11 protein-coding genes are annotated in these 13091 nt (G+C 59.2%); 8 read left to right on the top strand and 3 right to left on the bottom strand.

The genetic code is table 11. The annotated features are described in order from the left end of the window. Window positions 1–69: 69 nt before the first annotated feature. A complete protein-coding gene (locus HJC04_RS11325) occupies window positions 70–714 on the top strand; it encodes a ThuA domain-containing protein (RefSeq protein ID WP_221146151.1) in 645 nt (214 codons plus the stop codon). 63 nt (window positions 715–777) lie between these two features. On the opposite strand, the gene HJC04_RS11320 is transcribed toward HJC04_RS11325, so the two are convergent. The 3 genes from HJC04_RS11320 to HJC04_RS11310 all read right to left on the bottom strand — a co-directional run bounded on the left by HJC04_RS11320 (window position 778) and on the right by HJC04_RS11310 (window position 4805). Continuing rightward, window positions 778–1032, bottom strand: a complete 255-nt coding sequence (locus HJC04_RS11320) for a DUF2934 domain-containing protein (protein ID WP_210632664.1) — start codon at window positions 1030–1032, stop codon at window positions 778–780. 221 nt (window positions 1033–1253) lie between these two features. After that, complete coding sequence (locus HJC04_RS11315) at window positions 1254–2666, bottom strand: RtcB family protein (RefSeq protein WP_221146322.1); 1413 nt, start codon at window positions 2664–2666, stop codon at window positions 1254–1256. Between the two features lie 585 nt (window positions 2667–3251). Beyond that, the gene (locus HJC04_RS11310; protein WP_221146149.1) at window positions 3252–4805 is read right to left on the bottom strand and encodes a TROVE domain-containing protein; all 1554 of its coding nucleotides are present in this window, start codon (window positions 4803–4805) and stop codon (window positions 3252–3254) included. A 211-nt stretch (window positions 4806–5016) separates the two neighbouring features. Here HJC04_RS11310 and rtcR point away from each other — a divergent pair, with 211 nt between their 5' ends. The 7 genes from rtcR to HJC04_RS32090 all read left to right on the top strand — a co-directional run bounded on the left by rtcR (window position 5017) and on the right by HJC04_RS32090 (window position 12972). Continuing rightward, entirely contained in the window at window positions 5017–6663 is a 1647-nt protein-coding gene (gene rtcR, locus HJC04_RS11305; protein WP_221122951.1) for an RNA repair transcriptional activator RtcR, read from the top strand. A 45-nt stretch (window positions 6664–6708) separates the two neighbouring features. Continuing rightward, window positions 6709–8145, top strand: a complete 1437-nt coding sequence (locus tag HJC04_RS11300) for a DUF6880 family protein (RefSeq protein WP_221146147.1) — start codon at window positions 6709–6711, stop codon at window positions 8143–8145. 36 nt (window positions 8146–8181) lie between these two features. After that, entirely contained in the window at window positions 8182–8742 is a 561-nt protein-coding gene (locus tag HJC04_RS11295; RefSeq protein WP_221146145.1) for a thioredoxin domain-containing protein, read from the top strand. A gap of 288 nt (window positions 8743–9030) precedes the next feature. Continuing rightward, entirely contained in the window at window positions 9031–10305 is a 1275-nt protein-coding gene (locus HJC04_RS11290; protein ID WP_221114892.1) for a site-specific integrase, read from the top strand. Between the two features lie 184 nt (window positions 10306–10489). Then, on the top strand, window positions 10490–10828 hold the full coding sequence (locus HJC04_RS11285; protein WP_221114893.1) for a hypothetical protein: 339 nt from the start codon (window positions 10490–10492) through the stop codon (window positions 10826–10828). A 45-nt stretch (window positions 10829–10873) separates the two neighbouring features. After that, window positions 10874–11419 carry a hypothetical protein gene (locus tag HJC04_RS11280; RefSeq protein ID WP_221114894.1) on the top strand — a complete coding sequence of 182 codons (546 nt, stop codon included), beginning with the start codon at window positions 10874–10876 and terminating at the stop codon, window positions 11417–11419. Beyond that, the gene (locus tag HJC04_RS32090; RefSeq protein ID WP_221114895.1) at window positions 11416–12972 is read left to right on the top strand and encodes a primase-helicase family protein; all 1557 of its coding nucleotides are present in this window, start codon (window positions 11416–11418) and stop codon (window positions 12970–12972) included. The genes HJC04_RS11280 and HJC04_RS32090 overlap by 4 nt, the downstream gene beginning before the upstream one ends. The last annotated feature ends 119 nt before the right edge of the window (window positions 12973–13091 follow it).

Here is a 13091-nt window from a genome sequence, read left to right as displayed (position 1 = left end):
CCGATTTAAGCGGCTTGTATCATCGGGCGATGATCACCGATCCGCAGCAATCAGCCAGGGAGAACGGGAATGAGGAAGGCATTGATCGTCTGGGGCGGCTGGCCGGGCCACGAGCCGGAACAATGCGCCCATATCGTCGCCGATCTCCTGCGCGAGGACGATTTTGCCGTGGAGGTGACCGGCGATCTCGGGATATTCGGGTCTCCGACCCTGGCCAAGGCGGATCTGCTGGTGCCCATCATCACCGGCGGAACGCTGGAAAAGCCCCATGCTAGCGCCCTGGTCGAGGCCGTACGTGGAGGTCTCGGACTCGCCGGCCATCACGGCTCGCTCGCCACCTCCTTCAAGGAAAGCGCGCCTTTCCGCTACGTCTCCGGCGTCACCTGGGTCGCCCATCCCGGCAACATCATCGATTTCCGTGTCGCCGTCACCCGCCAGGACGATCCTGTCATGGAGGGCATTCCTGACTTCGACTACCGTTCGGAGCAATATTATCTGCATTATGATCCGACGGTCGAAATCCTTGCGACCACCACTTTCACCGGCGCCTACGATCCGGCGGCGCGCAATGTGGTGATGCCCGTCGTCTTCAAACGCCATTTCGGCGCCGGCCGCATCTTCTATTCCGCTCTCGGCCATGTCGCCGCCGAGTTCGACCATCCCTATATGCCGCTCATCCTGCGGCGCGGCCTCGGCTGGGCTGCCCGCCAATAGTATCAGGACGACACATCGCTGCACTCGGGCGGGGTGAGTGCTTCAATTTGACAGGAAAAGATTTTAACGCGCCGCTTTCAGCTGCAGGTCGTTCTCGACCGCGGCGACCGCCCCATCACAGACCCGCATCAGCCGCCCGGCCGCCTTCAGCTTCTCGATGAGATCGTTCCCATCGGGCGATGCCTTCGTCAATTCCAGTTGCTCGAATTCCTTGAGCGCTTGCGCCCAGTGGCTTTCCCCACGCCCATCCGGCCTGCCTTCCGATTCCCACAGCGAATAAGCGCGCTGGCTGACCCAGACGTCCCTATTGTGACTCATAACAAACCCCAGCCGAAAAATTGGAAGCAAATAACGATAGTCGACAAGGTGCCAAACCCGGCTTTAGGAGTCGTTACGACGCAGCGTTATTTTTTAGATAATACGAGGAAATGCCAATACTTAGGTCCTGATAAAGTAATATGAATCGACGACGGAATCGCCCCCACATATTGCTGCGGCCCTTGCCGATACGGCAAAGGCCGCAGCATTGTCGGAGGCAATCAGCGACGTTCCCGTTTGCGACGCCAGGGTGCATCCTTCTGCCAGTCGCCGGCCATGATGCTTCCATACGGAATGACCTCGTCGACCACCTCGGCCAGACCGTAATGCTCGATCTGGGCACGCACGTTGGCGGCGGACTTGTAGGCACTCGGCAGTTCCGAGGCGTCGGCAAAGCCCGAGAAGAAGCGAACGTCCAGGCCCGCGGTCTCCTTTTCCAGGATCTCCGCCAGATTGTTCGGGCTCAGGCCGCGGGCATCGGCGCCATATTCTTCCGCCAGGCGCCGCATATGGGCGCTGCGCGAAAAATTACGGCCGGCGCCATGCGGCGAGAATCCGAGGCCATGGGCGGCGTTGGAGCCGCGGACGATCAGGATCGGTTCCGCCATGTTGAGCGGAATGATCGTCAGATCGGTCGCATCCTCGGCCCATTTGTCGAAGGCCGGCGTCGCTCCCTTGCCGTGATAGAAGAGGCCGTCCGATTTCCGGAAAACGAAATTGTGCTCGTTCCAGAAACGATCGGCCACCTTCGCCGAGAGTGCCTCTGCCGCCATGTCATGGACGATATAGTGGTTTTCCCTCGTCCACTGCCGGATGGTCTGCAGAGCCGACCAGTAGAGGTCGCCCTCTTCGGTGTCGGCGGGAATCCATGCATTGTCCCGCAGGGTTTCCGGCGAGATCTGCTCGCGGAAGCGGTTCGCGGCCTTCATGCCCTTGTCGTAGAGCCGGGCACCCGGCGCACGCGACCCATGATGGGTGACGAGTGCGGTCTCGCCGGTCGATCTCATCGTCCCGACATAGGCGAAGTGGTTGCCGTCGCCCTGCGTGCCGAAATGTTCGATGCCGGCGCTCAGCGCTCCGTCGCGCAGAAACGGGTTCTGCTGGAAGGCAGATAGCGTCGCTTCGGAAGGCTTGATCTGCGCACCGCGCGGGCGGCCCCCGGGACCGAAATGCGTCACTGCATGCACCGCATCGAGAAGCGATTTCGGATCGACGTCCGGGAAGATCGAGATCGCCATGGAGCAGCAGATGTCAGCCGAGTGCATGCCCGGATGGATCGCCTCCGATGCCACGACGCCGCCAACCGGAATGGTGCCGATCGGCCCGGCCGGGCAAGCATCCGGCATGATTGCCGCAGCCCGGATGACCGGCGTGCGCGCAAGCGCCCGCATCGTCGCGTTGACCTTCTCGACATTGTCCTGCTCGAAGGGGTTATCGGCGCGGATATTGGAATAGATCTCGATATCGTTATCCGCCCTCAAGGCGAGCGTCGGCGCCGGTTGAAAGGCCCTTGCCGCTTCGAGGGCCTCTGCGGCCGAACCGCCTTGGCTCAAAATCCTGTTGGCCGCGTCGAGAGCCGGGCGAAACCACTTGCCCTGGCTCATGCCTGCGTCGATCAGATCCTGTCCGCTCATGATCTCGGTCATCTTCTTTTCTGCGTCTGCAGTCCTTCTTCTTCGTTGCGTTTCGGGTCTCGCCTGGGCGACGATTTCCCGGAGACCTTCTTTCCTGTCGTCGTGCCGGCGTTCACCGGACATTTTTGCAGCGGCGACAAAGGTGGACGAAACCTGCGTGGCCCCGCTCGTGCCAGAGAGCGCCGCCAAGGACCGGAGTCGAACCGGTCGGGCCACCTCAACACGGAGGCTGTAGTTCCGTCCGGCATTCGCCGCTGCGATTTCGGTCATGGCGACAAGTCTTGAGGAAACATCTTGCGCATCCTCCTCCCTCGCGGATTCGGGCGGCAAGGCGGGCCTTGAACCCGCGCCCTTTCGGGTTACCGATGTAGTTTCCCCGGCATTCGCCATATGTTTTGTACGTCATTCCATTGGTCCGTGACGACGAGATATGGTGGAACACCCGCTCTATCCGCTGAGCTACGAGTCCTTGTTTTTGGGGGACCCGACGGGATTCGAACCCGCGACCTGGAGAGTGACAGTCTGTAGTTCCATCCGGCATTCGTCACGGTGCCTCGCGCCGTTCACTGGCGGCGCGAAGCTTTTTCAAAGATCAGTCGCCTCGATCCTGCGAACCCAATCGCCCGGACCGGACTTGCCGGCTGCGAAACTGGTGATGGCTCCGCAGACGCCATCCGAGAAGCCGCCGATGTTCAGCACGTCCTCTGCCTTGGCCGGAGTCTGGACGTAAGGCTGGATGTCGAGGCAGACCAGCTTTGCAGCCGGGTTCAGCCTCTTGAGCCGCGCCCATTCGACCATCATCCCTGTCGCCTGGCCGTGTCCCCGCGCATCCATCCAGGACTGGTTGTCCGAGACGAAGAGCACGAGGTCCACCGCCGCCTTCTCCTTTGCGAGCAGCCGCAGCGGTGCAGAACAGTTCGTTCCGCCGCCGCCCACCGCCGCGAGCTTCGCCGCGTTGGTCATCACGCTGTCGCGCCCGTTCAGCTGGACGTTCACGACGTCCTGTTCGAAGGGGATGATACGCGTCCGCCGGTTGCGGCGCAGGAACGACGCAGCCACGAGTGCTGCGACATCGATGCAGCGGACGGCTGATGTCGCGCCCTTCCGGTAACCGGTGACGGGGGACGACATGGAGCCGGAGACATCCGGGCAGACCACGACATTGCCGCCGATCGTCGGTACGCTGGAGATTGCCACCTCCATCGCATCCTGCAGAGCATCCGCAACGACAGCCGGAACGGACTGGTTCGCCATATGCCACGCGACCATCAACTGGTAGGGGAAGACGCGCGCCTTCCGCACCGCTTCCGGATCGGCGATCCGCGCAGCAAGCCGTTCGGCCATGCCATCCACCTCGAACACCCCGTTTCGGGCAAAGGTGTTGAGGTTCTGGCGCACCATCTGCCACGAGCCCTTCAAGGCGATTTCCGACCACTGCTCCTTGCTGAGACCCAGCGAGGTCAGCATCTGGAACGGCACGGGCGGCAGCGGCAAGCTGCTATCCCGCTTGAACGCTTCGAACGCTTTTACCTCAGCCGGCAATGCTGCGACATCATACGGCTTGCCGACTGCCCAGGCGTAGAGCGCCTGACGCTCCGCGTCTCGCGGCTTTGGATGTACCATCCGGATCACATCAGGCAGCGACGGATCATTGCCGACCATCGCATGCAGGAACTGTTCCGTAGTTACCCGGTCGAACCAGGCCTGCACCATCTTCTTCGGCCGCGTCCCGAGCGATTTCCGGCCCGTCACACCCGACCGCATGACCTGCACGAAGCCGCGCAGCATCTTGCCGCTCTTCACGACACGCGGAAAAGCCCGCGCAAAGGCATCGCTTTCGAGGCTCGAAAGCATAGCCAGCAGCATGACCGGCATGTCCTTCATATGGCCTTTCTCCGCCGCATGGATCGCAAGCTTTGCCAGGAATTCTGGCTCGACCTCCGCCGCAAGCTGCCTCACGGCATCGAGCTGCTCTCCTGCATCTGCATAGAAAATGTCGCTGAACGTTCCGGTAACGGCATATTGCGCCAGGGCTTCGCGCGGCGACAGGGCATAGGCTGCTGCGCCTTCGTGGTTGGTCGTCGTCGTGCCGGCGAGCAGCTTTCCGAAATAGGGTTTGAAGATTGCCTTGTTCACCATGGCAGCACCTCTTTGATTTGGTTCTGCCGAATACAATTCAAGTGGCGTGCCAGTTTCTAAAATCCGCGACAAGCCTCCGCGAATTCGTTCATAAAGATTTGATTTTTAATAGTAAAAAATTAGCAGAGAATTTCTGCCCTGCAAATTGCCAAGTTCGAGAAAGCGGAATAATCTATCTAATTATCTACGGCTTTATAATTTTGGATAAATGATGAAGCGCCGGGTCGCCATCAGCATTCTTGGAACGACCCTCGACGTGGGCCGGCGTGAAGACCGATGGACGCGCTGGCGGCCGAACGTCGGCCTTTGCCAACAGGCCGGTCTTTTCATCGATCGGCTGGAACTGATCCACGACAACCATTCAGACTGGCTGGCCAAGACCGTAATCAGGGATATCGAGACGATTTCGCCCGCGACGGAGGTTCGCCAGCGCATCATCAATCTGCGCGACCCCTGGGACTTTTCCGAAGTCTATACGAGCCTCAGGGATTTTGCCCGGGACTACAGTTTCGATCCCGAGGCCGAAGACTATCTCGTCAACATCACCACCGGCACCCATGTCGCCCAGATCTGCTGGTTCCTCCTGACCGAAGCGCGCATCATCCCCGGCAGGTTGCTGCAGCTTTCTCCGCCGCGCGAGCGCGAGCCGGGACAGGATTTCGCGGGAACCCATCGCATCATCGATCTTGATCTCTCGCGCTATGACGAAATCGCCAAGCGCTTCGCATCCGAACAGGCCGACGCCGCCTCGTTTCTGAAATCCGGCATTTCGACGCGAAATCCCGCCTTCAATCGCATGATCGACGAGATCGAGCGCGTTGTCATTCGCTCTACTGCCCCGGTCCTGCTGACCGGCCCGACCGGCGCAGGAAAATCCCAGCTTGCCAAGCGGATCTACGAACTCAAGAAGGCCGAGCGAAAAGTCAGCGGTCCCTTCGTCGAGGTTAACTGCGCAACGCTGCGCGGGGATCACGCCATGTCGGCGCTTTTCGGCCATGTCAAAGGCGCCTTCACCGGCGCCGCAGGCGAACGGCCTGGCCTCATGAAGTCGGCGGACAAGGGCGTGCTCTTTCTCGACGAGATCGGTGAACTGGGCCTCGATGAACAGGCCATGTGCTTGCGGGCGATTGAGGAAAAGCGCTTTCTGCCAGTCGGTGCGGACCGCGAAGTTTCCGCCGACTTCCAGCTTCTGGCGGGCACCAATCGCGATCTCGGCGACGCCGTCCGTCGCGGCCGATTCCGCGAGGATCTCTTTGCCCGGCTCAATCTATGGACTTTCCAGCTGCCGGCCTTGCGCGAGCGCAGGGAGGATATCGAGCCCAATCTTGATTTCGAACTTCGGCGTTTCCTTGAGCGTGAAGGGCAGAACGTCACCTTCAACAAGGAAGCGCGAAGCCGCTATCTCACGTTTGCAACCGGCGCGGAGGCCCTCTGGAGCGCGAATTTCCGCGACTTGTCCGCTTCCGTCACGCGCATGGCGACGCTTGCGCCTCAAGGCCGAATCACGGTGGAGGTCGCCGACGACGAGATCCGACGCCTGAAGGCCGCCTGGCGCGGCTCATCGGGACGCCAATCCTCCGACGACATCCTGATCGATCTGCTCGGCGAAGACGCCACTGCCCGCCTCGATCGTTTCGACGCCGTTCAACTCGCCGCCGTCCTTAGCACCTGCCGGGAGCATGCCAGTGCCAGCGCCGCGGGCCGGGCGCTGTTTGCAAATTCGCGCCTGGAAAAGAAGAGCAGCAACGACGCCGATCGCCTTGCCAAATATCTGGCGCGCTTTGAACTGAAATTCGAAGATGTACGGAAACCGCATCGGGATTACCGCAACGCCTCCCCGCTCGGCGCCTTGGACTGATGTGAACGCTGAGATACTGTCGGGCTGAAACGATAGAGTTGATCCATGGCAGCAAAGACGACACTCAACGCAAAGAATCTGGAGGCCCTCGGTGCGCAGCGTCTCGCCGAACTGCTGATCGAAATCAGCACCGGCAGCGCCGCCCACAAACGGCGGCTTCGAATGGAGCTTGCCGGCAATCATGGTGGTGCGGAAGTGGCCCGTGAGGTGCGGAAACGTCTCGCCAGCATTGCGCGAGCCCGCACCGTCATCGAATGGCATAAGGTGAAGGCTGTTAACGCCGACCTCGAAACGCAGCGGTCCGCGATCGTCACTGTCGTCGCTGCCGACGATCCGAAGGAAGCGTTCGATCTTATCTGGCAATTCCTTGCTGTCGCCGACACGATATTAGCGCGGTCCAACAGCGGCGACAGCGCGTTCATCGAGACGTTCCATCAGGCATGCGCCGATGCCGGCGTCATCGCCAGCTCCGCTTGTATCGGTATCGATGTCCTTGCCGACAGGATCTTTACTGCGCTGCAGGATAACGACTACGGCCAATATGATCCGCTGATCGCCGAGATGGTTCCGGCGCTGGGCAAGGACGGCCTTGAACGTTTGAAGAGCCTCCTGGTGCGATGGTCGAACGAACCGGAGGAGAAGCCTGCCGACGCAGACCGGGAGATTTTCGGCTGGGGCGGCAAGGGGCCGATTTACAAGGACGAGATCTACACCAATCATCGGCAACGGAGGGCACGCATCGCTCTGCAGGAAATTGCCGATGCACAGAATGATGTCGATGCCTTCATCGCCCAGCAGCCGGAAGAGACGTTAAGGGCGCCGATGGTCGCAGCCGAGATTGCCGACCGTTTGCTTTTAGCTGGACGCGCGGAGGAAGCATTGGAGATTTTGGACGCCGCCGATCACAGGGAGCGGTTCGAACTGCCTTTTGAATGGCAGCACGCCCGCGTCAAAGCCCTCGACGTCCTGGGGCGGGGGGAAGAAGCGCGGTCCTATCAATGGCAATGCTTCGAGCAGTCGCTGAATGGCGAGCACCTTCGCGCTTTCCTGCGAAGGCTCGCCGACTTCGACGATATCGAGGCCGAGGAGAAGGCATTCGCCTTTGCACACCGCTTTCCGGACGTTCATCGAGCCCTTGCCTTTTTTCTCACCTGGCCCGCACCTGCCGAGGCAGCAAAACTGATATCCGGGCGCCAGGCCGAATTGAACGGCGACCTCTACGAGCTGATGACACCAGCGGCCGAGATGCTGCAGGAGAAATTCCCGCTCGCAGCAACCGTGGTGCTACGGTCGATGATCGGCTTCGCCCTCGATGAAGGCCGATCCAGCCGCTACAGGCATGCTGCGCGCCATCTGGCGGTATGCGCGTCGCTCGCGCCTCATATCGACGATTTCGGCAACGCCCGACCTCATGACACCTACGTCGCCGAATTGAAGCGTCAACATGGAAAAAAGCATGGTTTCTGGAGCTTGATCCGTTAGTTGCATACCCGATTCACGAACGGAAAGGACATCGTCATGACCGATACTTCGTGGCACGCAGATCCCCTGAGTTGGGGCAATGGCCCACGCATATTCGAAGCCTTCCTCGAACCGACGGACCCTTATTCCGCCAGGGCATTCAACAAGCTGGACACCCTTCTCGATCAGGCGGGCGAAAACAGGATCACGGTGAAAATTCGCCTACAGTCGCAGCCTTGGCATATGTATTCCGGCGTGATCGTCCGCTGCATTATCGCAGCCTCGACCCTGGAAGGCGGCAAGGAGACGGCGAAGAAGGTCATGGCCGCCGTCGCCGCGCATCGGGAGGAATTCGAATTCGATCATCACGCCGGCGGCCCGAACATGGACGTCACGCCAAATCAGATCATCGAGCGTCTGGAGGGCTATAGCGGCGTGGAGCTGAAGGACGCCTTCGCAATCCCGGATCTCGACCGGGAGATCAAATGGCAGTGCAGATATGCCCGGCAAAACGGCGTCCACGTCTCGCCGACCTTCATGATCAACGGGCTGGTGCAGGCGGACGTGAGCAGTGGCGATGAGGTCGATACCTGGGTGAAGAAGGTACTGAGCCGATGACGCCGGCTATGCTGACGCCCGGAAAACCATAAGCACTGCTATTTCGGAGAAACTGGAGCGGGCGAAGGGATTCGAACCCTCGACCCCAACCTTGGCAAGGTTGGAGCGGTTTGATACGGGCTGATAAGCGATGATATCCCGTGATACTAGATGATAGTTCAAGCTGTTGGTATTATTCATTTATTTTCGTGAAATCAGTTTCCTAGTGTTTCCGTCTGATTGATTTCAATTCCCCGATTATGGTACCTATGTGGAACCTGAGCATTCTAGGTACCAGAGGGATAAACGTTGCCAAAGATTACTAAGGCGCTTGTTGCAGCGCTTGAGCCGCCGGATAGCGGTGATGAAACAACATGGGATTCCGCCATCACCGGCTTCGGCGTCCGGGTTTGGGCGGGCGGCGCGAAGACGTACATTTTGAAGTATCGGAATCGGGACGGCCGCGTTCGTAAGCTCACCATCGGCCGGGTGGGAACACTCACCCTTGATGAAGCACGCGATGAGGCCGCTAAGGCGCTGGGCGCCGTTGCCAAGGGCGAGGATCCGGCAGCTGAAAAACAAGCCCATCGGAAGGCGGAAACCGTTGAACAACTCATAGAGCTTTATGCCGTGGAAGGTCTCGTCGTCCAGCGAGGCATCAGGCAGGGCGAGCCGATGAAGCCGCTTACCGCCGCCTATACCGTTGCGAGGCTACGGCACCACGCGGTGCCCCTACTCGGTAATGTGAAGGCCAAGGCCGTCAAGCCTGGCGATATTGAACGATTCGTTAGAGACGTGACGAATGGCAAAACGGCACGGGACGAAAAGATCAAGGACGAAACCGGAAAAGAGAAGCGCGTCATCGTCCGCGGCGGCGAAGGCGCGGCGAGAAAGGTTGTTCGAGATCTCTCAGCAGTATTCAGTTTTGCCAAACGCCGAAGCATCGTTGAAAAGAACCCCGTGGAAGATGCGGCTGTTCGCAAGACTGATAACAAGCGAGAGCGCTTCCTGTCATTGGAAGAGATTCAGCGCCTCGGTGCCGCGTTTGAAGAACTGGAAGCTAGCGGTACAAATTCGAAGGCGCTTGATATCTGCCGATTGTGGTCGCTGACGGGCGCGAGACGTAACGAAATCGCGGGTCTTAAATGGAGCGAGGTTGATCTATCGTCGGGTTTTCTACGATTCGAGGACACTAAAACAGGGAAGTCCCTCCGCCCACTTGGGACCGCCGCTCGCGCCCTGCTCGCAGTGAGATTTGCGGCCCGCGACAAGGACAAGCCATGGGTATTCCCTGCGGAACGAGATGGGGAAGGGTTCTACAGTGGTACTAAGCGCATATGGCCGCTAGTGACAAAAAAGGCGAAACTGCCTGGCGTCACACCACACACACTGCGCCACTCACTCGGAAGTGTTGCTGCATCCAGTGGCGAGGCTCTTTTGATCGTTGGCAGCTTGCTTGGGCATGTCAACGCGCGCTCAACTCAAATCTACGCCCATATCGACCGGGATCCGTCTCAACGCGCAGCGGATAAGGTCGGAAACACTATCGCCGCGGCGCTCGCAGGAAAGACGGCCGCCGCGTGATTCCCCTCCGGCTCGCCGACTAAATCAGCCGGCATCCGGAGATAGAGAACCCGCCAGTGTCATCTGGCGGGTTTTTTCGTGTCTCGAAAACCTTCGCTTCTGCGTCCTGCGCAATAATTTCGCTCGCATTCATATCGATGGCTATCAACGCGCCTCAAGTCGCATCCCTTCGCAGAATTGTGGAATGACCCCGGAAACGGAATCTACGAAATTCTATCGAAATCAATTGAAGGTAAACGATATGCGCAAGAAGACATCTCAGCTTTCCCTCACCGAAATTGGCAAGCTCTACGCTGACTTGGCGGCGCTTCCCGACGATGTCCAATTCGACCCCGGCAGGGCATCGGAAGCGTTGGAGGTGATGGGGATAAGGATTGCCCGCCAAACGCTCGCGAAAATCAGAAGCGAATCGAGCGAAGGACCAGCATTTCGCAAAACTACAAGTGGCCGAGTCGTTTACCGGCTTGGCGACCTTCGCCGGTTCGCGGGGCTAGATAGCACCGCCTCCCATGCTGCTCGATAAGCAAAGAAAAACCCCTCCCGCCGGCAAGCAATGAAGGGGTTTGACTTGAAAGAAGTATGCATGATGTTTAGCGAAAACGACGACTTCGGTCAAGTCGTGCAAGCCGTATTGGGCCGACACATACATCAACGGATCGCTTGCGCCGGTGCCCGTGAGCGCATGCTTGAAGCTCGCGAATACCTTGCTAATGGCGAACCGATCGCCGCCGCTCACAGCATCGAAGCGGCGATAGATGGAGGTGATGATGCGGGTCGCAGAGAACTCGAAATTGTGGACGCTCTCGCCGACAAGCCACCGGTCTGGAAGTTGGACGCCGCCTTGCACGAAAAGCGCGCGCCTCTCCTAGAGGGATACGCAAAAAGGTACGGCTGGCGGTTCGGATGGGTCCGCGACGACTTCATCGCATCAGACGAGGACGGTTTCGCCCTCCACGTCTACCGTTCCGACGCTTGGCGGTGCAGCACCGGTATGCCGGATATGCTCGTTTGCGGCGTAGGGCTAGTCACCCTTCTCGGTCATCTGCGCGGTGAAGATCTCGACATGACGGTAGCCGCCCTCACCCCCATATTTGTGAAAGGTGGCGTGAAGTGACCGCCGAAATAGTGCTCTCCGACGAAATTTTCTCGTTCAATCCAGATGCGGAAGACCAACGAACCGCCGAGGAGGCAACGAGAGCGGCGGCGTTTTCCGAAATCGCTGGTATCGATGTGTCCCGCGAAAACGAAGAGCGCGTGTCCATCCTTGGCAAATCATTTCTCGATGATGACGGCTTGCCCGCGCATGTCTTCATTTTTGGGGGCGACCCAGATGCCCTCCGGGAGTGGGTTTTCGTCACCGGTAGCAACGAGTTCTTTCACTCCCGGACGGGCGAACAGGTCTCCCGCGCCGCTTTTGATCTCTCCATGGCAAAAATTACGCCAAGCGTCCAAATCACGAAGGACGGCGGATCAACGGAAAACAAGAAATTCCCGGCATCACGTACGCTGGTTGAGTTCCTTGGCGGTGCCGTTGTGTCCGGTTCGATGTACCGCCCCGATATTAGGGAGCCGCTCTTCAGTTACGATCAAAAGAAGTGGATAAATTCCTATCTTCGGGCATCCGTGCCGCTCGCGGATCCCGCGTGGATACAGCACGAAGCCTGGCATGTGGTCCGCAATCATATCCACAACGTTTTGCCTGATGGCGCCGATATATTGATTCAGTGGATGGCGCACAACGTCCAGCACCCCGGCCTCAAAATCTTATGGGCTCCGGTTTTGGTGGGGGTCGAGGGAGATGGTAAGACGACGATCGGGATGGACGTAATGGCGGCCGCCATGGGCGCCGGGCACGTCCGGCCGGTTAGCCCGGAGGCGATGTTCTCAGAATTCACCGGATGGGCGTCGGGGTCATGTGTCCGTGTTCTTGAGGAGATCCGCATCCAAGGCGAGCGGCGCACCGCCGCAATGGACAAACTGAAACCGCTCATCACCAATAGCGTCATCGAGGTCGTACGAAAGGGTGCAGACGGAAATTCTGTTCCCAATGTCACGAACTATATCGCGCTGACCAATCATATCGATGCGCTCGCTATCAGTGCCGGCGACCGCCGGTGGGGAGTATGGCGGACCCGATTTCGCGACCGGGACCACTTACTCCGAGAGATAAAGCAAAGCTATTGGGACCGTTTGAGGTGGGCGATTGAACAACACCCCGGCGTGATCCGGGGATGGCTTCTCAACGTTGATATCTCAGGGTTCGACCGAACCAAAGCTCCCCCGACATCAGCGGCAAAACTCGCGATGATCGAGGCTTCGGGCTCGCCATCCACGATAGAGCTTCGGGAGATCCTGGCGCTTGGTGGACCTGGCATAACGGCGGAAGCCGTTGCGACTGACTGCATCAATGACCGGCTCCGCGAAGGCGGAGGGCGGCAATTCAACACCTCAACACTCTCTTCTATTCTGACTGAGGCGGGATGGCGAAAGCACGACTTGACCGTCAAGTGGAACAAGCGGAACCGGCGGATCTACTACCGCCCTGATAAATTCCAGTGTCCCGCCGGTAGCGTCGAGCTGTCTCAGGAATTGAGGCTTCATTTAGCAGCATCCGCCTTGAGAGACGACGATGGCGGCGAGGCCGACGAAAGTCGCGATTTCCTGTGAGGGCACAAGCTTCTTGTGCCTGCCGTGTTGCCCCAACATGTGCCCGGAACTTCTCCCGCAATTTCAACTATTTGTTCTTAGTGGGCACAAGGGCACAAGTAAGAAGGGGTGGAGGGTAG

The sequence above is a fragment of the Rhizobium sp. NLR8a genome (assembly GCF_019685235.1).
Classification (GTDB): domain Bacteria; phylum Pseudomonadota; class Alphaproteobacteria; order Rhizobiales; family Rhizobiaceae; genus Rhizobium.
The sequence above is the reverse complement of the archived record's forward strand: the minus strand, read 5'-3'. Positions and strand labels throughout refer to the sequence as shown.

What these genes read in the sequence shown, in the direction of transcription:
- HJC04_RS11320 (WP_210632664.1), bottom strand. Translation starts at nt 1,032, where the DNA reads ATGAGTCACAATAGGGACGTCTGGGTCAGCCAGCGCGCTTATTCGCTG.
- HJC04_RS11285 (WP_221114893.1), top strand. Translation starts at nt 10,490, where the DNA reads ATGACCCCGGAAACGGAATCTACGAAATTCTATCGAAATCAATTGAAG.
- HJC04_RS11315 (WP_221146322.1), bottom strand. Translation starts at nt 2,666, where the DNA reads ATGAGCGGACAGGATCTGATCGACGCAGGCATGAGCCAGGGCAAGTGG.
- HJC04_RS11325 (WP_221146151.1), top strand. Translation starts at nt 70, where the DNA reads ATGAGGAAGGCATTGATCGTCTGGGGCGGCTGGCCGGGCCACGAGCCG.
- HJC04_RS11295 (WP_221146145.1), top strand. Translation starts at nt 8,182, where the DNA reads ATGACCGATACTTCGTGGCACGCAGATCCCCTGAGTTGGGGCAATGGC.
- rtcR (WP_221122951.1), top strand. Translation starts at nt 5,017, where the DNA reads ATGAAGCGCCGGGTCGCCATCAGCATTCTTGGAACGACCCTCGACGTG.
- HJC04_RS11300 (WP_221146147.1), top strand. Translation starts at nt 6,709, where the DNA reads ATGGCAGCAAAGACGACACTCAACGCAAAGAATCTGGAGGCCCTCGGT.
- HJC04_RS11310 (WP_221146149.1), bottom strand. Translation starts at nt 4,805, where the DNA reads ATGGTGAACAAGGCAATCTTCAAACCCTATTTCGGAAAGCTGCTCGCC.